Origin of the sequence: Sinorhizobium sp. CCBAU 05631 (assembly GCF_002288505.1) — a bacterium.
GTDB lineage: Bacteria > Pseudomonadota > Alphaproteobacteria > Rhizobiales > Rhizobiaceae > Sinorhizobium > Sinorhizobium fredii_C.
In genome coordinates this window covers 351,359-373,110 of sequence record NZ_CP023063.1, presented here as the reverse complement: position 1 = coordinate 373,110, position 21,752 = coordinate 351,359, and the positions used below count along the sequence as shown (strand labels likewise).

The 21,752-nt window shown below is 62.7% G+C and carries 20 protein-coding genes; 7 read left to right on the top strand and 13 right to left on the bottom strand.

Features of this window, described 5'->3' with window-relative positions; translation table 11 throughout:
- Positions 1-23: 23 nt before the first annotated feature.
- Entirely contained in the window at positions 24-164 is a 141-nt protein-coding gene (locus tag SS05631_RS31285) for a hypothetical protein (protein ID WP_086022794.1), read from the bottom strand.
- Between the two features lie 225 nt (positions 165-389).
- Entirely contained in the window at positions 390-1,574 is a 1,185-nt protein-coding gene (locus SS05631_RS01710) for an NAD(P)/FAD-dependent oxidoreductase (RefSeq protein WP_037424007.1), read from the bottom strand.
- 225 nt (positions 1,575-1,799) lie between these two features.
- Between SS05631_RS01710 and SS05631_RS01705 the strand changes: the two genes are divergently transcribed.
- The 5 genes from SS05631_RS01705 (at position 1,800) to edd (ending at position 8,840) form a co-directional block, all read left to right on the top strand.
- Positions 1,800-3,236, top strand: coding sequence for a glutamine synthetase family protein (locus SS05631_RS01705; protein ID WP_037424005.1), 1,437 nt, complete (start codon positions 1,800-1,802; stop codon positions 3,234-3,236).
- A gap of 16 nt (positions 3,237-3,252) precedes the next feature.
- Entirely contained in the window at positions 3,253-4,539 is a 1,287-nt protein-coding gene (locus SS05631_RS01700) for an FAD-binding oxidoreductase (protein ID WP_037424002.1), read from the top strand.
- A gap of 170 nt (positions 4,540-4,709) precedes the next feature.
- The gene (gene zwf / locus SS05631_RS01695) at positions 4,710-6,185 is read left to right on the top strand and encodes a glucose-6-phosphate dehydrogenase (protein ID WP_037423999.1); all 1,476 of its coding nucleotides are present in this window, start codon (positions 4,710-4,712) and stop codon (positions 6,183-6,185) included.
- A gap of 9 nt (positions 6,186-6,194) precedes the next feature.
- Positions 6,195-6,893, top strand: coding sequence for a 6-phosphogluconolactonase (gene pgl / locus SS05631_RS01690; protein WP_037423996.1), 699 nt, complete (start codon positions 6,195-6,197; stop codon positions 6,891-6,893).
- 126 nt (positions 6,894-7,019) lie between these two features.
- Complete coding sequence (gene edd / locus SS05631_RS01685; RefSeq protein ID WP_037423993.1) at positions 7,020-8,840, top strand: phosphogluconate dehydratase; 1,821 nt, start codon at positions 7,020-7,022, stop codon at positions 8,838-8,840.
- 39 nt (positions 8,841-8,879) lie between these two features.
- Here the strand turns inward: edd and SS05631_RS01680 are convergent, their stop codons facing one another.
- The 6 genes from SS05631_RS01680 to SS05631_RS01655 all read right to left on the bottom strand — a co-directional run bounded on the left by SS05631_RS01680 (position 8,880) and on the right by SS05631_RS01655 (position 16,101).
- A complete protein-coding gene (locus SS05631_RS01680; RefSeq protein WP_083854240.1) occupies positions 8,880-9,290 on the bottom strand; it encodes a hypothetical protein in 411 nt (136 codons plus the stop codon).
- A gap of 261 nt (positions 9,291-9,551) precedes the next feature.
- A complete protein-coding gene (ugpC, locus tag SS05631_RS01675) occupies positions 9,552-10,640 on the bottom strand; it encodes a sn-glycerol-3-phosphate ABC transporter ATP-binding protein UgpC (protein WP_037423990.1) in 1,089 nt (362 codons plus the stop codon).
- Positions 10,641-10,659: 19 nt separating this feature from the next.
- A complete protein-coding gene (locus tag SS05631_RS01670) occupies positions 10,660-12,315 on the bottom strand; it encodes an alpha-amylase family glycosyl hydrolase (protein ID WP_037423987.1) in 1,656 nt (551 codons plus the stop codon).
- 28 nt (positions 12,316-12,343) lie between these two features.
- A complete protein-coding gene (locus tag SS05631_RS01665; RefSeq protein WP_037423984.1) occupies positions 12,344-13,492 on the bottom strand; it encodes a carbohydrate ABC transporter permease in 1,149 nt (382 codons plus the stop codon).
- Position 13,493: 1 nt separating this feature from the next.
- The gene (locus SS05631_RS01660; protein ID WP_037423981.1) at positions 13,494-14,501 is read right to left on the bottom strand and encodes a sugar ABC transporter permease; all 1,008 of its coding nucleotides are present in this window, start codon (positions 14,499-14,501) and stop codon (positions 13,494-13,496) included.
- Positions 14,502-14,742: 241 nt separating this feature from the next.
- Positions 14,743-16,101 (bottom strand): ABC transporter substrate-binding protein, encoded by a 1,359-nt coding sequence (locus SS05631_RS01655; RefSeq protein WP_037423978.1) that lies wholly within the window; start codon positions 16,099-16,101, stop codon positions 14,743-14,745.
- A 297-nt stretch (positions 16,102-16,398) separates the two neighbouring features.
- On the opposite strand from SS05631_RS01655, the gene SS05631_RS01650 reads away from it, so the two are divergent.
- Positions 16,399-17,430 (top strand): substrate-binding domain-containing protein, encoded by a 1,032-nt coding sequence (locus tag SS05631_RS01650; RefSeq protein WP_095677905.1) that lies wholly within the window; start codon positions 16,399-16,401, stop codon positions 17,428-17,430.
- A 15-nt stretch (positions 17,431-17,445) separates the two neighbouring features.
- Here the strand turns inward: SS05631_RS01650 and folD are convergent, their stop codons facing one another.
- Entirely contained in the window at positions 17,446-18,345 is a 900-nt protein-coding gene (gene folD / locus SS05631_RS01645; protein ID WP_037423972.1) for a bifunctional methylenetetrahydrofolate dehydrogenase/methenyltetrahydrofolate cyclohydrolase FolD, read from the bottom strand.
- A gap of 354 nt (positions 18,346-18,699) precedes the next feature.
- Here folD and SS05631_RS01640 point away from each other — a divergent pair, with 354 nt between their 5' ends.
- Positions 18,700-19,683 (top strand): glycosyltransferase, encoded by a 984-nt coding sequence (locus tag SS05631_RS01640; RefSeq protein ID WP_037424105.1) that lies wholly within the window; start codon positions 18,700-18,702, stop codon positions 19,681-19,683.
- A gap of 7 nt (positions 19,684-19,690) precedes the next feature.
- Here SS05631_RS01640 and SS05631_RS01635 read toward each other — a convergent pair whose 3' ends face one another.
- The 4 genes from SS05631_RS01635 to SS05631_RS01620 form a co-directional block, all read right to left on the bottom strand.
- A complete protein-coding gene (locus tag SS05631_RS01635; protein WP_037423970.1) occupies positions 19,691-20,257 on the bottom strand; it encodes a hypothetical protein in 567 nt (188 codons plus the stop codon).
- A complete protein-coding gene (locus tag SS05631_RS01630) occupies positions 20,257-20,625 on the bottom strand; it encodes a hypothetical protein (protein ID WP_037423967.1) in 369 nt (122 codons plus the stop codon). The genes SS05631_RS01635 and SS05631_RS01630 overlap by 1 nt, the downstream gene beginning before the upstream one ends.
- 67 nt (positions 20,626-20,692) lie before the next feature.
- A complete protein-coding gene (locus SS05631_RS01625; protein WP_037423965.1) occupies positions 20,693-21,238 on the bottom strand; it encodes a rod-binding protein in 546 nt (181 codons plus the stop codon).
- Positions 21,239-21,338: 100 nt separating this feature from the next.
- On the bottom strand, positions 21,339-21,752 hold the full coding sequence (locus SS05631_RS01620; protein WP_037423963.1) for a hypothetical protein: 414 nt from the start codon (positions 21,750-21,752) through the stop codon (positions 21,339-21,341).

The window sequence follows — 21,752 nt, the reverse complement described above, 5'->3', positions numbered from 1 at the left end:
GTTCGATGGAGGCGAATGAGAAATCAGAGGGAGGAAAAGATTGCCAAAGCGACGATCGCGAAAAGTGCAAGAGTGGCGGCGAAAGCGATCAGTTCGCCTTGCGCGCGGCTTTCATCGGCGCGGGCGATGGCAATAGCACGGGGACGGCGACGTTGCTGGCTCATGGCATCCTGTCCTTCCTGTTTGGCAGGACCGTTCGGGTCTTGCCATGCACTTCATGGTGCAACCATCCCGCGGCTGAGGAAAGGCCATGAATTGGAAACAGTCTGGTCTGCGTTCTGAGACCGTACCACCAGTCCTCGGCCGGCTGTGGAAGCCATTTGCAAAGCAGGTTCGACTATTTCCCTTAACAATGGCTGAAGAGGCAAATCACCATTTTTGCCTCCCGGTTACACGTCTTGACCGGCAGCAAAGCCGGATGCCCAGGCCCATTGGAAATTGTAGCCGCCTAGCCACCCGGTGACGTCGACGCATTCGCCGATGAAATAGAGGCCGGGGATGTTCGTCGCTTGCATGGTCCGCGAGTCGAGCGCGCGCGTGTCGACGCCGCCGAGTGTCACTTCGGCGGTCCGGTAGCCCTCGGTTCCGGCCGGCTTCAATGTCCAGGCCTGGATGGAAGCCGCGAGCGCGTCGATCGCCTTGTCCGAGAGATCGGCAAGCAGGCGCCCGGCGAGCTTTGCCTCCTCGGCAAAGAACTGCGCGAGCCTCCGCGGCAGTATGTCGGCCAGTGCCGTCTGCGCCGCCTGGCGTCCGCTGGTGCGGCGCATACCCTTCAGGATCGAGGCGATATCGATGTCCGGCATCAGGCGCAGGACGATCTCCGCGCCCTCGCGCCAATAGGAGGAGATCTGCAGGATCGCCGGTCCGCTCAAGCCGCGATGGGTGATGAGCACCGCCTCGCGGAAGGCCACCTTGCCGAAGCGCACCTCGGCATCGGCCGCGACACCGGCAAGCGCGCCGAGCTTCTCAAGCTGGGCCGGATCGAGCGTGAAGGGGACGAGTGCCGGCCGCGTCTCGACGACCGGCAGGCCGAACTGCTCGGCAGCTTTATAGGCAAAGCCTGTCGCTCCCATCTTCGGGATCGATTTGCCGCCGCTCGCAATCACCAGCGAGGCGGCATCGATCGTCCCGGCGCTGGTGGTGACGCGAAAACCCGAAGCGGTCCGTTCCACGGCCGAAAGCGCGGTCTCGAGCCGCAGCATCGCGCCTGCTTCCTTCATCTCGGCAAGGAGCATGCGGATGATGTCCTTGGCCGAGTGGTCGCAGAAGAGTTGCCCGAGCGTCTTCTCATGCCAGGCGATGCCGTGCCGCTCGACGAGCGATACGAAATCCTGCGGGCGGTAGCGGGCAAGCGCCGACTTGCAGAAATGCGGATTGTCGGAAAGGAAATTCTTGGGGCCGGTGTGACTATTGGTGAAGTTGCAGCGGCCGCCGCCCGAAATGCGGATCTTCTCGCCCGGCGCCTTGGCATGATCGACGACGACGACACGGCGGCCGCGCTTCCCCGCCTCGATCGCGCACATCATGCCGGCGGCGCCCGCGCCGATGATCACCACATCCTGCTTTTCGATCACGGAGAGCCCTCTTCGCGTTTCTCGCCTTCCTTTCCGGCGAGAGGCGAAAAGTCAATCGCGAAGCACTGCAGCGCCGGGCGTCTTTCAAAAGCGCAAAGGATCCTGCGGCAATTTGGGAGCTGTGGGCTTTTGTCCGCAAATCGCATCCGATTTGCGGAACATGCAGTAGCCAATTGGCAAAGGGCGGCTATGATGCGGGCTATCCTAAGCAGAATCCGGTGAATTATGTCTTCCAAGAGAAGCGTTGCCCAACAGACAGCAAAGGTCAGCAAGAGTACAGGAGTTCCCCTCGCCCTGCATTCCCCCCGAGGTGTCAAGACGTGGAAGGAGGCAGTCGACTGGCTGAAGATCCGCGGCATCGAGGACATCGAGTGCATCACCCCCGACCTTGCCGGGGTGCCGCGCGGCAAGATGATGCCGACGTCGAAGTTCACGTCCAACACATCGCTGGCACTGCCTTCGGCGATCTACCGCCACACGATTTCCGGCGAGTATCCGGAAGAGACCGGCCAGTTTCGCTATGACTCGCGCGACAGCGACATCAAGCTGGTGCCGGACCTTTCGACAATCTCCATCGTTCCCTGGGAAAGCGATCCGACGGCCCAGGTGATCTGCGATATCGTCGGCTCGCAGGGCGAACAGATCAGCTATACGCCGCGCAATGTCCTGAAGCGAGTCGTCGACCTCTACCGGCAGAAGGGCTGGAAACCGGTTGTCGCGCCCGAGATCGAATTCTACCTCGTCGCCCAGAACGATGACCCGGACTATCCGCTGCGTCCGCCGAAGGGCCGTTCCGGCCGCTCCATTCTCGGCGGCCAGGGCTATTCGATCGCTGGCATCAACGAATTCGACGAACTGATCGACGACATCTACCACTTCTCGGAAAAGCAGGGCCTGGAGATCGACACGCTGATCCACGAAGAGGGGCCGGCGCAACTCGAGATCAACCTCAGGCACGGCGATCCGATCGAGCTTGCCGACCAGGTGTTCCTGTTCAAGCGCACCATTCGCGAAGCGGCGCTGAAGCATGGCATCTACGCCACCTTCATGGCGAAGCCGATGCAGGGTCAGCCGGGCTCGGCAATGCACATCCATCAATCGGTCCTCGACATCGAGACCGGCCGGAACATCTTCTCCAACCCGGATGGCGCGCCCTCCAAGGAGTTCTTCTCCTTTATCGGCGGCATGCAGCACTATGTGCCGAAGACGTTGTCGATGATGGCGCCCTACGTGAACTCCTACCGGCGCCTGACGCCGGACATGTCGGCGCCGGTCAACACGGCCTGGGGCTACGACAACCGCACGACGGCCTTCCGCATCCCCGTTTCGGACCCGGTCGCGCGGCGCATCGAAAACCGCCTGCCGAGCTCCGATGCGAACCCTTATCTGGCGCTCGCCGCCTCCCTCGGCTGCGGCTATCTCGGCATCATGGAGGGTCTGCAGCCGACGCCGCCTTCGGAAGACACTGCGAATGACGGTGAGATCGATCTGCCGCGCGGCCTGCTCGAAGCCATTTCGCTGCTCGAATCGGCGCCATCGCTGGCCGAGGTCTTCAGTGCCGAGTTCATCGCCATCTATGCCGGGGTGAAGCGCGGCGAGTTCGAGACCTTCATGCAGGTCATCAGCCCGTGGGAACGTGAATTCCTGCTCCTCAACGTCTGACCTGAGGAGCATGCGGATGGAATGGCAAAGCCCGATCTCGCCCGGACTCTCCTGGTACGAGGCGACGGTCCCGGACCGGCCCAGCTATCCGGCAATGCCGGGATCGCAGAGGGCCGATGTCGCCATCATCGGCGGCGGCTATACCGGGCTGCAGGCGGCCTTCAACCTTGCGAAGGGCGGGGCCGACGTCACGCTGATCGACGCCTGCCGCCTCGGCGACGGCGCCTCGGGGCGCAACGGCGGCCAGTTCGGCACCGGCCAGCGCGCCTGGGCCGACGAGACGGAAGAGGTGCTTGGACACGAACGGGCGCAACTGCTCTTCGACATGGCGGAGAACGCCAAGCGCTACGTGCTGGATTTCGCAAGCGCGCACGGGATCGATATCGAGTTCGTGCCCGGCCAGCTCTCAGTCGGCCATAAGAGGAGCTTCGAGACCGACTATCGCCGCCATGTCGAGGCGATGGCGGAACGGTTCGGCTACCCGCACCTCTCCTTCATGGACCGGGAGGAAACCGCGCACCGGCTCGGCTCGCGCCACTACCACTTCGGCATCCGCGACACCGGCACCGGCCATATTCATCCGATGAAGCTGCTCGTCGGGCTCGCAAGGCAGGCGGCCCTTGCCGGTGCCAAGCTCTACGAACAGACGAAGGCGCTGAGGGTCGAGAAAAAGGACGGTGCGGTCGTTATCGAGACGAACCAAGGCACGATCACCGCGGACCGGGCGCTGATCGCCTGCAACGCCTATATCGGCGATCTCGAGCCGGTGACCGCCAGCCACGTGATGCCGATCCGCTCCTTCATCGGCGCGACCCCGGTGCTGACGAACCACCCGGAGATTCTTCCGGGCGGCGAGTCGGTCGACGATTCGCGGTTCGTCGTGCGCTATTTCCGCAAAACGAAGGATGGCCGGCTGCTGTTCGGCGGGCGCGAGGCCTATACCGCCGACAATCCGCGCGACATTTCCACCCACATCCGCCGCCAGATCCGCGAGATTTATCCTTCGCTTGCCGATATCGACATCACCCATGCCTGGGGCGGTTCGGTCGGCATCACCATGCCGCGCCAGCCCTTCTGCCGCGAGGTCATGCCGGGGGTGACGAGCATCGGCGGTTATTCGGGCCACGGCGTCATGCTCTCTAACTATTGCGGCAAGCTGTACGCTGACCTCGCACTCGGCAGGGCAACGGAACTTGACCTTCTCAAGGACTTGAAAATACCGGCGTTTCCAGGCGGGATTCGTTTTCGCTCCGCCCTCCTCTTCCTTGCCCTGAGCTGGTATGCCTTGCGCGATCGGCTTTAGAGCCGCATGGTTCCGGAGCGGGTATTGCCCAGGCCGACTCCCTAGGTTCATGCACAGAGTGTCATGCTTTGGAAGAATTGGGCAGATACGATTTTGTTGCGTTGCACCCTAGCGCTTTTAAATCGATTAGATTATATCTGCCCCTGACCTGAAACAGATCGAGACATGCCATGAGTAGCCAGATCATTCCTGTCGAACCGTTTGACTATGTCGTGTTCGGCGGCACCGGCGATCTTGCGGAGCGCAAGCTGTTGCCGGCCCTCTACCACCGGCAGATCGAAGGCCAGTTCACCGAGCCGACACGAATCATCGGCGCTTCGCGTGCTGCCCTTAGCCATGAGGAATATCGCAGCTTCGCGTCCGACGCGCTGAAGGAACACCTGAAGCCCGGCGAGTTCGACGAGGCCGAGGTGGCCAAATTCACCGCACGTCTCTATTACATATCTGTCGACGCCAAGTCCGAGCAGGGCTGGGACGATCTCAAGAAATTGCTCGAGGAAGGCAAGGATCGCACCCGGGCCTTCTATCTCGCCGTCGGGCCGGCAATCTTCGGCGATATTTCGGAAAAGATCCGAGACCACAAGCTCATCACCAAGAACACCCGCATCGTCGTCGAAAAGCCGATCGGTCGCGATCTCGCTTCGGCGACGGAGCTGAACGACACGATCGGCAAGGTGTTCCGCGAAGAGCAGATCTTCCGCATCGACCACTATCTCGGCAAGGAGACGGTGCAGAACCTGATGGCGCTGCGCTTCGCCAACGCACTCTACGAGCCGCTGTGGAATTCGGCCCATATCGATCACGTGCAGATCACCGTCGCCGAATCGGTAGGCCTGGAAAATCGCGCCGGCTATTACGACAAGGCCGGCGCTCTGCGCGATATGGTGCAGAACCATATTCTCCAACTCGTCTGCTTCGTCGCGATGGAAGCGCCGACCTCGATGGATGCGGAAGCGGTGCGCGACGAGAAGCTCAAGGTGCTCCGGGCCCTGAAGCCGATCACCGCCGCCAATGTCGAGCAGGTCACGGTTCGCGGCCAGTATCGCGCCGGCGCATCGGCAGGCGGCCCGGTCAAGGGCTACCTCGAAGAGCTCGAAGGCGGCGTCTCCAACACCGAGACCTTCGTCGCGATCAAGGCCGAGATCAGCAATTGGCGCTGGGCCGGCGTGCCGTTCTACATCCGCACCGGCAAGCGCATGGCCGGCCGCATGTCGGAAATCGTCATCACCTTCAAGCAGATCCCGCATTCGATCTTCGACCACAGCGCCGGGCGCATCTCCGCCAACCAACTGATGATCCGGCTGCAGCCGAACGAGGGCGTCAAGCAATCGCTGATGATCAAGGACCCCGGACCGGGCGGAATGCGGCTCAGAAACGTACCGCTCGACATGAGCTTCGCCGAAGCCTTCGGCGTGCGCAATGCCGATGCCTATGAGCGGCTGCTGCTCGACGTCATCCGTAACAACCAGACACTGTTTGTGCGCCGCGACGAGGTGGAGGCCGCCTGGCAATGGATCGACCCGATCCTCAAGGCCTGGGAAACGGCCGGCCAGCAGGTGCAGGGCTACACTGCCGGCACCTGGGGGCCGAGCCAGGCGATCGCGCTCATCGAACGCGACGGCCGCACCTGGAACGACACAATCTAGGACCGGCCCATGAGCGAGACCCTGCACACATACGAGAATGGAGCGGCCCTGGCGGAGGCGCTTGCCGATGCCGTCAGCGCCAGGCTCGCCGCAGCGATTGCGGCCCACGGCAAGGCGAGCATTGCGGTGTCCGGCGGCTCGACGCCGAAGGCCTTTTTCCGCGCGCTGGCCGGGCGCGACCTCGATTGGACGAAAGTGACGATCACCCTCGTCGACGAGCGGTTCGTACCGCCGGAAAGCGATCGCTCCAATCACGCGCTCGTCGCTTCGAACCTGCTTCAGGACAAAGCGGCCGCGGCGAAGTTCGTGCCGCTCTATCATGCCGCGGCGACGGCCGAGGCCGCCGCTGCGATCGCAAGCGAGGTGACCGCCGCGATCGCTGCGCCCTTCGACGTGGTGGTGCTCGGCATGGGAACGGACGGGCATACGGCCTCGTTCTTCCCCGGCGGGACACGCCTTGAAGAGGCCCTTGACCCGGCAACTCCCCGTGGCGTGGTCACGATGGAGGCTGACGGCGCCGGTGAACCCCGCCTCACCTTTACTTTCTCGAGCCTTCGGGATGCCGGATATCTCGTCCTACATATCGAAGGCGAGGGAAAAAAGGAGGTCCTCGCCCGGGCGCAAGCCGCGGGAGAAGAGGCCGAGATGCCGATCCGCGCCATGCTGAGGCGGGCGGCATCGCCGCTGCAGATCTACTGGGCGCCGTAAGGCGTCCGGACAGGAGACAGCAATTCAGAAGCGTTACAGCGACGCGCCGCCTTGGAAACATTGCCGCTGTAAGCCGATGACAGGATGAAGACCAAGGGGTCCGAAGACTCCGGAACAGGATGTGCCATGTCCGCCGATTCCCGCATTGCCGCCATTACCGCCCGTATCGTCGAGCGTTCAAAGCCCTATCGCGAACCTTATCTGGAACGCATCCGCAGCGCCGCGGCGACGGGACCGCACCGGAGTGTCCTCGGCTGCGGCAACCTGGCGCACGGATTTGCCGTCTGTTCCCCCGCCGAGAAGGACGCGCTCGCCGGCGACCGCGTCCCGAACCTCGGCATCATCACCTCCTATAACGACATGCTCTCGGCGCATCAGCCTTTCGAAACCTATCCGGCGCTGATACGCGAGGCGGCCCGCGAGGCTGGCGGTGTGGCGCAGGTTGCGGGCGGCGTGCCGGCGATGTGCGACGGCGTCACGCAAGGGCAGCCGGGCATGGAGCTGTCGCTCTTCTCGCGCGACCTGATCGCCATGGCAGCCGGCATCGGCCTGTCGCACAACATGTTCGATGCGGCCGTCTATCTCGGCGTCTGCGACAAGATCGTGCCGGGCCTGGTAATCGCGGCGCTGACCTTCGGTCACCTGCCCGCCATCTTCGTTCCCGCCGGACCGATGACCTCGGGCCTGCCGAACGACGAGAAGGCCAAGGTCCGGCAGCTTTTCGCCGAGGGCAAGGTCGGCCGCGACGAATTGCTCGAGGCGGAATCGAAGTCCTATCATGGCCCCGGCACCTGCACCTTCTACGGCACCGCCAACTCCAACCAGATGCTGATGGAGATCATGGGCTTCCACCTGCCGGGCGCCTCCTTCATCAATCCCGGCACGCCGCTGCGCGACGCGCTGACCAAGGAGGCAGCGAAGCGGGCGCTGGCGATCACGGCCATGGGCAACGAATTCACGCCGGCCGGCGAGATGATCGACGAGCGGTCGATCGTCAACGGCGTCGTCGGCCTGCATGCGACCGGCGGCTCGACCAACCACACCATGCACCTCGTTGCCATGGCGCGCGCCGCCGGGATCGCGCTCACTTGGCAGGACATTTCGGAACTCTCCGACGTCGTGCCGCTGCTCGCCCGCGTCTATCCAAACGGCCTTGCCGACGTGAACCATTTCCACGCGGCCGGCGGCATGGGCTTCCTGATCAGCCAATTGCTCAAGAAGGGGCTGCTGCATGACGACGTCCGAACCGTCTTTGGCCAGGGCCTCGATGCCTATGCGATCGACGTGAAGCTCGGTGTCAACGGCACCGTCCAGCGCGAGCCGGCGCCGGAGGAAAGCGCCGATCCGAAAGTGCTCTCGACCATCGACCAGCCCTTCCAGCATACCGGCGGGTTGAAGATGCTGACCGGCAATATCGGCAAGGCGGTGATCAAGATCTCCGCCGTCAAGCCGGAACGCCATATCATCGAGGCCCCCGCCAAGATCTTCAACGATCAGGCCGAGCTCAACGCCGCCTTCAAGGCGGGCAAGCTCGAAGGCGATTTCGTCGCCGTTGTTCGCTTCCAGGGCCCCAAGGCGAACGGCATGCCGGAGTTGCACAAGCTGACGACCGTGCTCGGCATCCTGCAGGACCGGGGCCAGAAGGTGGCGATCGTCACCGACGGGCGCATGTCCGGCGCATCCGGCAAAGTCCCGGCTGCTATCCATGTTACGCCGGAAGCAAAGGAGGGCGGGCCGATCGCCCGCATCCAAGAGGGCGACATCATCCGCATCGATGCGGTCAAGGGGACAATCGAGGTCAAGGTCGACGACATTGCCCTGAAAACGCGGGTGCCGGCTCGTATCGACCTCTCCGACAACGAGTTCGGGATGGGCCGCGAACTGTTCGCGCCGTTCCGCCAGATCGCCGGTGCGGCCGATCGCGGCGGCAGCGTTCTGTTTCACTGAGGCACCTGCGCCGTCGGAATGTGCCGACGGCTCTCGCCGTCAGCGATAGATGTCCAGCGTGCGGTTGCGATGGTTCGGATGGGTGCTGTAGACGAAGATCCGATTTAGGTCGCGATCGCTTAACAGCCGCAGGAACCGGGCCTCAATGAGGTTGTTGGCATGCACCCGCTTCAACAGGCAGCCGATCAGCGGAAGGCGGGCGCTCGGTATGTCGAGATAGAAATTCTGCGGCAGCTGGAACTTCGTCACGATGCCGATCACGGCGCTGCTTTTCGACAGCTTGATGATCTCGCAGCGGCGCGACGAGAGGTTCTGCATCCCCTTCTCGGTAAATTCAATTCGCGCGTCGTTCCGCGTGTCCTCCATCGGGAAATTAGCCTCTCGATCATACATGAACGACTCTTCCTTGTTGAGGAAGTGCCGTTGCATCTGAGGGGCCGGGCTGCGCATCAATTCACCTTTCGCATTCGAATTGCGGTCACGCTACCCAATGAAATTTAACAGAGGGTTTGGCGCCGCGGTGGAATGCGCATATTCCGTCCGAAAGCATCTATCAGCGGTACTGATGTTGGTGTGTCAGATGCCCCTCATCCGGCCTGCCGGCCACCTTCTCCCCGCAGGCGGGGCGAAGGGAGCTCGCCGCACTGCCTCAGTCCCCTCGCCCCGCTTGCGGGGAGAGGGCTAGGGTGAGTGGCATTCTCAGACATTACACTAAACGCGATAGCTGCGCCCGTCGGCGTCGAAAAGGTGAAGCTTCGACTTGTCGGCGGTAAAGCGCACTCGGTCGCCACGTCCGACCTTGAGGATGCCGGGGATCTTGGCGATGATCGGCTCGTTCTCGACGAGACCTTCGATATAGAGCAGCGTCACCTCGCCAAGCGCTTCGACGATGGCAATTGTTCCCTCGAACAGGAAATCCTGGCCGTCGGTCACCTCAAGGTCTTCCGGCCGCACGCCAAAGCTCGCCTTCTTGCCGTTTTCGGACGCGTTCGTCGGGATGTCGAGCGTCACGGATTTTCCGCCTGTAAGGTTCACCGTCGTCTGCGCGCCGGTGGCCGTGATCGTCGAGGGGATGACGTTCATGGCCGGCGAGCCGATGAAGCGGGCGACGAACAGGTTCGCCGGCCGCTCGTAGAGCTCGAGCGGCGCCCCGACCTGTTCGATGTGACCGAGAGAGAGCACGACGATGCGGTCGGCGAGGGTCATCGCCTCCACCTGGTCGTGGGTGACATAGATCATCGTCGTGTCGGCCATCCGCTCGCTGAGCTTGGCAATCTCGATGCGGGTCGCCACGCGCAAGGCAGCATCCAGGTTGGACAGCGGCTCGTCGAACAGGAAGACCTTGGGATTGCGGCAGATCGCCCGGCCGATCGCGACGCGCTGGCGCTGGCCGCCGGAAAGCGCCTTCGGAAGACGATCAAGGAATTTCGTGAGCTGGAGGATGTCGGCTGCCGACCGAACCCGGCGGTCGATCTCCTCCTTCGATTCCTTGGCGATCCGCATGCCGAAGGCCATGTTGTCGTAGACGGTCATATGCGGGTAGAGCGCATAGGACTGGAACACCATGGCGATGCCGCGTTTCGATGGCGGCACGTCGTTAACCCGCTCGCCGTCGATAAACATGTCGCCGCCGGTGATCTCCTCGAGCCCGGCGATCATCCGGAGCAGCGTCGACTTGCCGCAGCCGGACGGCCCGACGAAGACGACGAACTCGCCCTGTTTGATGTCGAGATTGATGCCGTGAATGACATCGACCGCCCCATAGGACTTGCGGATGTCTTTAAGCAGCAGGCCCGTCATTGCACCCTCCCCTCGGTTTCTAGGCCAGGCGCGCGAAGAACGCGCCCCAGGCCGGAAGACTGATCTTGTTGTCCCTTATATCAGAGATGAAGCCGTGACCGTCGAGCGGCTCGATCCCGTCGCTTGGCGATTCCGCGGCCGCAGGCTCGTCGCCCATATTGAACAGGCAGAAGAGCTTTTCATTGCCGTGGGTCCGGATGAAGCCGAGAAGCGGTGCCCGCGTCTCGACGAATTCGATATCTCCCTTGGCGAAGGCCGGATGGGCCTTCCTGAAATGGAGAAAACGGCGATAGTGCTCGAGCACCGAAGCCGGGTCGCCCTCCTGGATGGCGACCGCCTGCGGCAGGTGGGCCTCGGGAATCGGCAGCCAGGGCTTCGCGCTGCTGAAGCCGCCGTCCGGCAGGCTCTCCCACACCATCGGCGTCCGGCAGCCGTCGCGGCCCTTGAAATCGGGCCAGAACTGGATGCCGTAAGGGTCCTGGAGGTCCTCATAGGCGAGCTCCGCTTCCGGCAGCGCCAGTTCCTCGCCCTGATAGATGCAGACCGAACCACGCAGCGACATCAGCAGGCTGGCGAGCAGCTTGGCATGACCGGCGTGGTCGGCAACGCCGGAACCCCAGCGGCTGACGTGGCGGACGACATCGTGGTTGGCGAAGGCCCAGCAGGCCCAGCCCTCCGGCGCGACCTTCTCGAAATCGCGCAACACCTCGGCAACGCGTTCCGGGGTCAGCGGATCCGGCGCCAGGAACTCGAAGGCATAGCACATCTGCACCTTGTCGCCGCCCGAGGTGTATTCACCGGCGATTTCAAGACCGCGCTGGCTGTCGCCGACCTCGCCGACGGCGGCGATCGCCGGGAATTCCTCCATCACCGCACGGAAGCGCTTCAGAAAGTCCAGATTCTCCGGTCTGTTCTTGTCGTAGATATGTTCCTGATAGTTGTAGGGATTGACGGCAGGCGCGGTCGAGGCGTTGCGGCGCTCCGGCGCCAGCGCCGGGTTGTCCCGCAGCTCTCGGTCGTGGAAATAAAAATTGATGGTGTCGAGGCGGAAGCCGTCGACGCCGCGCTCCAGCCAGAAGCGCTCGACGGCGAGAAGCGCATCCTGCACATGCGGATTGTGCAGGTTGAGGTCCGGCTGCGAGGTCAGGAAATTGTGCAGGTAATATTGCAGCCGCGTCGGGTCCCAGGCCCAGGCGGAGCCGCCGAAGATCGACAGCCAATTGTTCGGCGGCGTGCCATCCGGCTTGGAGTCAGCCCAGACATACCAGTCAGCCTTGGCATTGCTGCGGCTGGAGCGGCTCTCGACGAACCAGGGGTGCTGGTCGGACGTGTGCGACAGGACGAGATCGATCATCACGCGGAGGTCGAGCCTATGGGCTTCCGCAATCAGTGCATCGAAATCCTTGAGCGTGCCGAAGATCGGATCGACATCCGTGTAGTTCGAGACGTCGTAACCGAAATCGCGCATCGGCGAGGTGAAGAACGGCGAGATCCAGATGGCATCGGCGCCGAGCGCCGCGACATGCGGTAGGCGGGCGGTGATGCCCTTCAGGTCGCCGATGCCGTCGCCGTTGGTGTCCTGGAAGGAGCGCGGGTAGATCTGGTAGATCACCGCGCCGCGCCACCAGTCCTTGTCGGCCGTCAGGATTGCGCCGGTCGTTTCGGTCTTGTCCATGCGAATTTGAAGTCCCTGTCTTGAAATGTCAGCCGCCCTTGACCGATCCCGCCAGCAGGCCACGCACGAGGTAGCGTTGCAGGGCGAAGAAGACGATCAGCGGTACGACGATGGTGATGAAGGCGGAAGCGGTGAGGATTTCCCAATTGCCGCCGCGGGAACCGAGGAGATTGACCAGGCGCCCGGTCAGCACCAGCGAATCCTCGCCGGCGCCGAGAAAGACGATGGCGACGAGGAGGTCGTTCCAGGTCCAGAGGAACTGGAAGATGGCGAAAGAGGCGAGCGCCGGGAACGACAAGGGCAGGATGATCTTGACGAAGATGTCGAAATCGCTGGCGCCGTCGACGCGCGCCGATTCCATGATCTCGCGCGGCAGGCCGGCCATGTAGTTGCGCAGAAGATAGATCGCCAGCGGCAGGCCGAAGCCGGTATGGGCGAGCCAGATGCCCATATAGGTCTTGGCCGGCACGCCGAAGAAGGCGCCGACGCCGTTATAGAGCTGCAAAAGCGGAATGAGCGACATCTGCAGCGGCACGACGAGCAGACCGACGACGACGGCGAGCAGGATGGCGCGCCCCGGGAAAGGCATCCAGGCCAGCGCATAGGCCGCAAAGGCGGCGATCAGGATCGGGATCAGCGTCGACGGTATCGCGACGGTCAGCGAGTTGAGGAACGACGTGCCGATGCCGGCCGCACTCAGCACCTCGATATAGTTGTCGATCGTGAAGCGAGGCGGTGTCGAGGCGGTATAGAAGATGCGCTGGCCGCGCGATCCTTCCATCTTCGTATCCGAGACGATTTCGAAGCCGCCGTCCGTCTGCACGGTCAGCCGCTCGCCGTCATTGAGCTCTGCCGTCTCGCCGGGTTTGAACTTCGCCGGCTCGCGGCTGGAAAAACCGAAGGCGGAAATCTGGCCGCCACCCTGACCTTCAAGCAGATTTCCGGAGATCACGAACTTGCCGTCCCGCTCGACCTGGTTGTCGGCCGAAGGGGCACGCGCCACGGCGTTGCGCGACGACGTGGCGAGCGCCGTCCACCAGCCGGAGACGGCGAGTTGGTCCTTGTCGCGTAGAGAGGAGATCAGCAGGCCGGCAGTCGGCATGGTCCAGAGGAGGACGAGGAGCAGGACCGAAAGATGAACGGCCCAGGTGAGCGGAGAACGCGTCGACGGGTTCATCTCAGTGACCTCCCGATTCCTTGGTCGCGTTGCGGATGTTCCAGATCATGATCGGAATGACGAGGATCATGATGACCACCGCGATCGACGCGCCGCGGCCGAAGTCGCCGCCGCCGCGGAACATCCAGTCGAACATTAGGTTGGCAAGCACCTGGCTCTGCCATTGGCCATTGGTCATTGCGAGCACGATGTCGAAGACCTTCAGGACAAGGATGGTGATGGTCGTCCAGACGACCGCTATCGTCCCCCAGATCTGCGGCACCATGATCTTGAAGAAGATCTGCCAGCCGTTGGCGCCGTCGATAACCGCCGCCTCGATCGTCTCCTCCGGAATGCCGCGCAGCGCCGCCGAGAGGATGACCATGGCGAAACCGGTCTGTATCCAGATGAGGATGACCATCAGGAAGAAATTGTTCCAGAATGGAAGCGTGATCCAGGCCTGCGGCTCACCGCCGAAGGCGACGACGATGGCGTTCAGGAGCCCGATCTGCTCGGAGCCGGCAGCCCGGTAGTCGTAGATGAATTTCCAGATGACGGCGGCGCCGACGAAGGAGATCGCCATCGGCATGAAGATCAGCGTCTTGGCGATGTTGCCCCACCAGATGCGGTCGGTCAGCGCGGCGATGATCAGGCCGAAGAAGGTCGAGAGCGCCGGCACGACCAGGAGCCAGAGGAAATTGTTGAAGATCGACTGGCGGAATTCACCGTCATTGATCATCCAGCTGTAGTTGCGCGCGCCGACGAAATTCTGGCCGCCCCTGTCGTGGAAGCTCAACCAAACGGATTGGACCACCGGATAGATGAGATAGATCGTCAGCGCGAACAGGGCCGGCGCCAGGAACAGCCACGGCCGGATCGCGTTAGTGATCCGCAAATTGCGGGAGGCGGCAGTGCCTGACAGCCCCTTCGAAGGGAAAATCCAATCGAGAATGAAATTGGTGGCCCAGAAATAGACCGCACAGGCCAGGACACCGGCTATCATCGTCACAATCGCAGCGACAAGCTGCATGACACATCCCTCCCCTCAAACGCCTCCGGAACCGGTCGCTCCAGGCGCATTGCACGATGGCGGCTTCCGCTTTTTATTGGGATACCCGCCTACAGCGGCGCGCGTCTCATCAGACGCGCAAAGGCCGCCGTAACCTTTGAGTTACTGCATGCTTAAATCGGCTGCGATTTAAAAATGCAGCAGGCAGGCTGATCCGAAGAGGAAAGGCGGCGGACGAGGCATTGGTCCGCCGCCCTGGAGACTACTTGATAGCGTCCCACGCCTTCTGGACACCAGCCGCGACGTCGGCCGAGGGCTTGCCGCCGACATAGTCGACCATGCCGGTCCAGAGCGCGCCGGCGCCGATCTTGCCGGGCATCAGGTCCGAACCGTCGAAGCGGAAGGTCGTGGCGTTGAGCAGGATCTCGCCCTGCTTCTTCAGCGGCGGGTTGCCGTAGACGTCGACATTGACGCTCTTATAGGGCGTCAGGAAGCTCGTCTGGGCCATCCAGACCTCATGCGCGATCGGCGTCTTCAGGAACTCGATGAACGCGCGCGCGGCCGGCGTATCCTTGGTGATCATCGCAAGCGTGCCGGCGCCGAGCACCGGATTGCCAAGCTCCTTCTTGCTTTCATAGGGCGGCATGTAGAAGAAGTCGGCATCCTCGCCAACCACCGTACCTTCCGGGAAGAAGGATGGAATGAAAGAGGCCTGGTGGTGCAGATAGCACTTCGGCGGCGAAGCAAAGAGACCCTTCGGGCTATCGCGGAAGTCGGTGGAGGCGACCGCCGCCGCGCCGCCGTCGACGAACTTGTCGTTTCGCGCAAACCAGCCGAATTCATCGATCGCGTTGATCACTGCCGGGTCGGTGAAGGGAATTTCGTTTTTGACCCACTTGTCATAGACTTCGGGCGACTGCGTGCGCAGCATCAGGTCCTCGACCCAGTCCGTCGCCGGCCAGCCGGTGGCGCCGCCCGATCCGAGACCGATGCACCAGGGCTTCTCGCCGTCGGCCGCGATCTTCTCGGTCAGAGCCTTCAGCTCTTCCATGGTCTTCGGCACTTCGTAGCCGGCGTCCTCGAAGTTTTCCGGGACGTACCAGACGAGCGACTTGACGTCGATCTTGTAGGGAAAGGCATAGAGCGCCGCCGTGCCGTCCTTGCCGTTATAGGTGGAGAGATCCACCCAGGACTGACCGGCGGCGTAGTTGTCGAGCAGCCATTGCTTGGTTTCGTCGCCGAGCGGCGTCAGGAGGCCCTTGGCGGCAAGGTCGGCAATCAGGCCTGGCTGGGGTAGGATCGCCACATCGGGTGGGCTGCCGGCCTGGGTGTCGATGACGATCTGCTGTTCGTAGTTTTCGGAAGAGGAATACTTGACCTCGACGCCCGTCGCTTCGACGAAATAGGCAAAGACGCTCTTGAACAGAGCCTCGTCCTCGCCGCGCCAGGGACCGAAGATCGTCAGCGTCTGGCCTTTCAGGTCGTGCCCGTTCTTGAACTCCTCGAAGCTTCCCCAATTGAACTTCGAATCCTCGCCCGGCTTGAACTTCAGGTCGGCAGCGCTGGCAGCCCCTGCAAGCAAAGCGAGCGCAGCGACGCCAATCAGCAATGATCTCTTCACGTTCGGTCCTCCCCAAAAAGAAACCCGGGCGCTGCGCCACGGGTGCATCGTCAAAGACACGTTATTCAAAGCGCTTTGAGTTTGCTAACACTCCATTGCCGCCAAGAAAGAGTCAAGAGCTTTCATCCGGCTGCGCGCTGCATTGCAACATTTTGCCCTGCGGCAAGGTTTTGCGGCGCAAAATGAAGGTTTCGAGCTTTTTCATAGGCGGGCCGGATGGTATCAGGACAAGTTAGCGCTTGCCGAAAGGGCAAAAAATAAAGCGAATATCCAAAGCGCTTTGAGAGGAAACCGGCCATGGCAGTGAATCTGAAGCAGCTGGCGGAGATCCTCGGCCTCTCACAGACGACCGTCAGTCGCGCACTCAACGGCTATCCGGAAGTTAATGCGGACACGCGGCAAAGGGTGCTGCAGGCGGTGCGGGAGACCGGCTACCGGCCGAATCGTGCCGCCCAGCGGCTGGCAACCGGCAAGGCCTATTCGATCGGGCTCGTCATGCCGATCGCGGCGGGCATCGATTCGGACATCCATTTCGGCGAGTTCCTCGCCGGCCTCGCAGAGGAGTCGGTGAAGCACGATTTTCATTTCGTCCTCAATCCGAGCGCACCGGACGACGAGGAGGCAACGTTCCGGCGGCTGGCGGCAAGCGGCAATGTCGACGCGGTCTTCCTCGCCTATATGCGCCCCAACGATCCGCGCATTCCCATGCTGAAGGCGCTCTCCATTCCCTTCGTCGTTCACGGCCGGTCGATCGGGGGGGCGCGCGATTACCCGTTTGTCGACATCGACAATACCCAGGCCTTCTACGACGCCACCAAGCTTCTTCTGCAACTCGGCCACCACCGGATCGCGCTGATCAACGGGCCGGACTATCTCGCCTTTTCCATCCGCCGGAAAAAGGGGGTGACGCGGGCGCTTACCGAATGGGGCCTCGGACTCGACGAAGAACTCGTCCATCATTCGGTGATGGCCGACGAATACGGCTATCGAAGCATGCAGCACTTTCTTGAACGGCCCAACCCGCCGACGGCGGTCCTTTGCTCCAGTACGGTGCTGGCGCTCGGCGCAGTGCGGGCGATCAACCGGGCGGGGCTCGCCATCGGCAGCGACATCTCGGTCATCGCCCATGACGACGTCCTGCCGATGCTGAAGCCGGAGAACTTCAGCGTGCCGCTGACGACCACCCGCTCATCACTGAGGGCTGCCGGCGCGCGCATCGCGACTCGGCTGATCGGGGGGATCATCGGCCGCGGCGACTATCCGGAACAGGAACTCTGGCGCGCCGAGCTGATCGTGCGCGCTTCGACCGGACCCGCCCCGGGCCGGTAGAGACGGACTTCGTCGTCAGAACTTCGGCGGCTTGCGACCGGCCCTGCGGTAGGCGGCGATGATCGTGTTCGCCATCAGCATGGCGATCGTCATCGGCCCGACGCCACCCGGAACCGGCGTGATGACGCTTGCGATCTTGGCGCATTCCTCGAAGGCGACGTCGCCGACGAGCTTCGTCTTGCCCTCGCCGCGCTCCGGCGCCGGGACGCGGTTGATGCCGACATCGATGACCAGCGCGCCGGGCTTCACCCAATCGGCCTTGACCATTTCCGGCCGGCCGACCGCCGCCACGAGAATATCGGCGTTGCGGCACACGGCCGGAAGATCCTTGGTGCGCGAATGTGCGGTCGTCACCGTCGCATGGGCGGCGAGCAGCAGCGCCGACATGGGCTTGCCGAAGAGATTGGAGCGGCCGATGACGACGGCGTTCAGCCCGGAGAGGTCTTCACCATGGGTGCGGCGCACGAAGACCATGGCGCCGGCCGGAGTGCATGAAACCAGCCCGCCGTCGAGATCGCCCGTCGCGACCTTGCCGGCATTGACGACATGCAGACCGTCGACATCCTTCTCGGGGAGGATCGACTGGATGATCGGCTCCGATTGAAGATGTTTCGGCAGAGGCAGTTGGACGAGGATGCCGTGGATCGACGGATCGGCATTGAGCTCGGTGACGAGCGCCGCCAGCTCCTCCTGCGAGGTCTCCTCGGGCAGCGTGTGCTGGACGGAGAGGAAACCGCATTCCTTCGCCATCCGGCTTTTCGCCGACACATAGGCATGGCTCGCCGGATCGTCGCCGACGATGACCACCGCGAGGCCGGCCCGGACGCCTGCCTCCGTCTCCAGCGTCTTGGTAGCGGATTTCACGGTTTCGATGACCGAAGCGGCAACGGCCTTGCCATCAATCACAGTCGTCACGGCGTATCTCCCGGTTTGTCCTCGACGCGCCACACTCTAGCTGGCGTCGCTTTGCGCAATTGCCTGCAAGCGCCCTATGCTGTCCCAAACGCATAAATGCAAGGGCTTGGAGGAACCGCAACGCCATTCGGCGCATTTCCTTGCACGGTTGCAAGGCCGGGCGTTCAGGCGACGGGCGCTTGAGAGTTCGGTCGCATGGCAGCAGCCCATTGGACCCAACCGCGAGCGATCGTCAGGCTCCGTCAGGATCATGCCCGCCAGTCACGCTCCGGCCGTTAACGTGATACACTCCCATTCCGATTCACGTTCGAAGATTTGTTTTATTGCTTGCCTTTAGCTGCGCGGGTTTTGTCGATGTCGCCGACCGGTGAGGATATTTCGATCCACTTCCAGAGCGAAAGGGAGAATACGGCGGATATCGAACTCGTCGTCGTGGTCCCGACATTTCGCCGCCCGGACCATCTCGTCAAGACGTTGAAGACCATCGTCTCCCAAAGGCCCGACGTTCCTTACGCGACCGTGGTGGTTGAAAACGACCCGGACGGTCTCGCCGGCGCCGAAGCGGCAAAGCGCTTTTTTCTCGAACACCGGTCGGATTCGACCGTGATCGTCGCCCATCGGCAGGGCCACAGCCATGCATGCAATGCCGGTTGGGCGGCAGCCCTCGACCACTATCAGAACCTGCGCGCGATAGCGGTGATCTACGACGATGCGGTTGCTGCTCCCGAATGGCTCGATGGCCTTGTCGCCGTTCAGGAGGGCCACGCGGCGGACATCGTCGGCGGCCCGCAGCTACCGGTCTTCGAGGATTCGGATGGGCAGAAATGGAAGTATCATCCCATCTTTTCGCCCCACTACGATGCCACCGGGCCGGTGCCGAGGCTTTATTCCGCCGGCAATGTCCTCATCACGCGAGCGGTGCTCGATGCCATGCCGCGGCCGTTTCTGAACCCGGCCCTCAATTTCGCCGGCGTCGGCGACGGGGATTTCTTCAATCGATGCAGGGCGAAGGGGTTCTCTTTTGCCTGGGCGGCAGAGGCCTGGGTGGCGGAAGCAGTTCCGCGAGACCACACCACCGCGTCCTGGATCCGCGCCCGCAGTCTCGAACAGGGGGCGATTTCGACGCTGCTCGAGCATCAGCGCGATGCGACCCTTGCCGGGCGGTTGCGAGCGCTCGGCAAAACCATCGGACTGCTCGCCGTGTCGCTGCCGCGCGGCCTCAAGCTATGGTCGGAAACGGGCCTTGCAATAGCAAGCCTTTATCCCTACCATTTGGCGGTCGGCCGACTGAGGGCCAGGATCGGCCCTGCGGACGAACAATACCGCGAAGCGAAATGAGTGGGCCTCAATGGCCGCTCGTCGCCTTCACGGCTCCTTCGGGGATCTTGTCGGCAGCGACCTTGCCGTTCCTGTCGACCACGGCAACGGGCTCTTTGTAGGGCCTGTCCTCGCCATTCGCGGCGCGGTTCATGTCGTCCTTGCCGAGATATTCGAGCTGTTCCACCAGGACTTCGGTGATGACCTCGCCACCCAGCTTCTTGTTGAGGCCGTCCTTGACGGCGACCCTGAAGCTCGGCAGGTCGAAGCTGCCGGTGTCGGCGACATCGACGAACCGCGAGCCGACGAGCATGTCATAGAGTTCGTCGGTCACGATCTGTCGGAGCGGTGCGTGGAGCTTCTTTATCCCCTCCCGCGTTGCCGAAAAAGACAATTTCGCCAGGAAGTAGCCCTGGACCGCGCCGTCCTCGATCACCGGGACGGTGATGATCTCTCCCGGAACATATTCCTCCGATGCCCGCCTGTCGGCCTCGGCGTCCGAGAGAACAGGCGCCGAGGCGTACTGCATCGAGAAATAGACGGATCCGAGCGTCACGGCGCAGACCCAAACCCCGGTGAGGACAAGCTTCAGCATCAGAAATCGCTATAGCGGAATTGCGCTTCGGTGTAGATGCCATCGGCATCGGCGTCCTGAGCGGCGGTCTTCAGAAGATCGACGACCGAGCGCACGGCTTCGAGATGCGCCTCGACCTTCTGGGCGTTAAGCTTCAGCTTCTGCCTGAGGTGGCGCGTCTGCGAAGCGAAGGAGGGCGAGATTTCGCCGGGCCCGGCGGCTCGATGCAACATTGTCAGCTCGTAAAGGCAGCGGCTCTTGTGCGCGTTCGACGTCTTGATGTCGAATTTCGGGTCCACGCCGATGCGGCTGTTCTCGTTGTCGATGATCATCTCCAACCGGCCGAGAACGTTCTGTATCCGCAGATCGTGGGATGCCACAGCTTCCATAAATCAACTCCCGAATTATGCGTTTCAGGGAAGGCAGCCTACAAAGGCGCAAGCCGTCCCGACCAAATCATGCCTGGTTCTTCTTCTCGTCGGCGGTCAGCAGCCCGGCATTGCGCTCGAATTCGTGAATCATGCCGGCGGCGAGGTTGCTCGTATCGTCGTCAAGCCGCGCATTGGCGCGTTCGGCCGGATCGCTGCCGACCATCCGGTCGGCTATGCCGATGCCGCCGCCGTCAGCCAGCACGTTGGCAATCTGCTCCGCCATCATGCCTTTCCAGACCTCGCCTGACGTGCCCTTGCCGAAGACGTTCTCGCTTTCGCTCGGCAGCATCGACTTGACGAAATTCTGCAGCACCATCGCCTCGAACTTGCGGTAGGTCTCCGGCACCTTCTTCGGTTCGACGCGGTTGCTGATGTCGCCGAGGCCGGTCGATCCTTCCGAGGAATTCAGCACCGAAACCGCAGCGGCGAAGCCCTTGCCGTTTTCCGCAAGACTAGTGGCCTGAAAGGCGGCGCGATTGGACTTGAGCCGTGCCTGCGCCTCCTGCACTTCCGCCGGATCGGCCGCGCGGACGACGTCCAGCACCAGATCGCTGGGCGGGGAAATAGCCATGTCAGATCCTTTCGAGGCGGCGGCCCTGCGTCTTGTCACACGGGGCAGCGCAATCAGTGCGAACCGGAGGACCTTTTCGACGGCCCGCCCGGATAACCCACTATCGCCCCTCAACCTTACCGGAAGCTGGCGCGTAACCGGCGACATGCTGATCGATGAGGTCGAGTACCTGATTGTCGTCCGCCTGGCGGTCTTCCGCCATGCGCGCCTCCTTCATGCTCTCTTCCAGCCGATCGCCCTTCGCACGCTCCTTCAGCATGCGCGCCTCGTGCACCTGCTGCATGCCGAGCAGCATCTGGTCCTTCTGCATCAGCCGGCCGAGCTGCGAGGCATAATGACCCGAGAAGACGCGGTGCATGGGATGGGCCGAGCCCATGGCATCGACGACGACATCGATCGTTTCGGCCAGCACGCCGCGCTGGCGGGCCGTCTCGGCAAGTTCGCTTTCGGCCATTCGCTCAAGGTGCCGCTGCACGGCGACTAGGCGCTTCAGTTTATCCGACCGCGATTTCAT

Coding starts and splice junctions, on each gene's coding strand:
- ugpC (WP_037423990.1), bottom strand. CDS start 10,640: ATGACGGGCCTGCTGCTTAAAGACATCCGCAAGTCCTATGGGGCGGTC.
- SS05631_RS01650 (WP_095677905.1), top strand. CDS start 16,399: ATGGCAGTGAATCTGAAGCAGCTGGCGGAGATCCTCGGCCTCTCACAG.
- SS05631_RS01630 (WP_037423967.1), bottom strand. CDS start 20,625: ATGGAAGCTGTGGCATCCCACGATCTGCGGATACAGAACGTTCTCGGC.
- SS05631_RS01635 (WP_037423970.1), bottom strand. CDS start 20,257: ATGCTGAAGCTTGTCCTCACCGGGGTTTGGGTCTGCGCCGTGACGCTC.
- SS05631_RS01700 (WP_037424002.1), top strand. CDS start 3,253: ATGGAATGGCAAAGCCCGATCTCGCCCGGACTCTCCTGGTACGAGGCG.
- SS05631_RS01620 (WP_037423963.1), bottom strand. CDS start 21,752: ATGAAATCGCGGTCGGATAAACTGAAGCGCCTAGTCGCCGTGCAGCGG.
- SS05631_RS01660 (WP_037423981.1), bottom strand. CDS start 14,501: ATGCAGCTTGTCGCTGCGATTGTGACGATGATAGCCGGTGTCCTGGCC.
- SS05631_RS01625 (WP_037423965.1), bottom strand. CDS start 21,238: ATGGCTATTTCCCCGCCCAGCGATCTGGTGCTGGACGTCGTCCGCGCG.
- pgl (WP_037423996.1), top strand. CDS start 6,195: ATGAGCGAGACCCTGCACACATACGAGAATGGAGCGGCCCTGGCGGAG.
- SS05631_RS01665 (WP_037423984.1), bottom strand. CDS start 13,492: ATGAACCCGTCGACGCGTTCTCCGCTCACCTGGGCCGTTCATCTTTCG.
- SS05631_RS31285 (WP_086022794.1), bottom strand. CDS start 164: ATGAGCCAGCAACGTCGCCGTCCCCGTGCTATTGCCATCGCCCGCGCC.
- zwf (WP_037423999.1), top strand. CDS start 4,710: ATGAGTAGCCAGATCATTCCTGTCGAACCGTTTGACTATGTCGTGTTC.
- SS05631_RS01670 (WP_037423987.1), bottom strand. CDS start 12,315: ATGGACAAGACCGAAACGACCGGCGCAATCCTGACGGCCGACAAGGAC.
- SS05631_RS01705 (WP_037424005.1), top strand. CDS start 1,800: ATGTCTTCCAAGAGAAGCGTTGCCCAACAGACAGCAAAGGTCAGCAAG.
- SS05631_RS01640 (WP_037424105.1), top strand. CDS start 18,700: ATGTCGCCGACCGGTGAGGATATTTCGATCCACTTCCAGAGCGAAAGG.
- SS05631_RS01680 (WP_083854240.1), bottom strand. CDS start 9,290: ATGCGCAGCCCGGCCCCTCAGATGCAACGGCACTTCCTCAACAAGGAA.
- edd (WP_037423993.1), top strand. CDS start 7,020: ATGTCCGCCGATTCCCGCATTGCCGCCATTACCGCCCGTATCGTCGAG.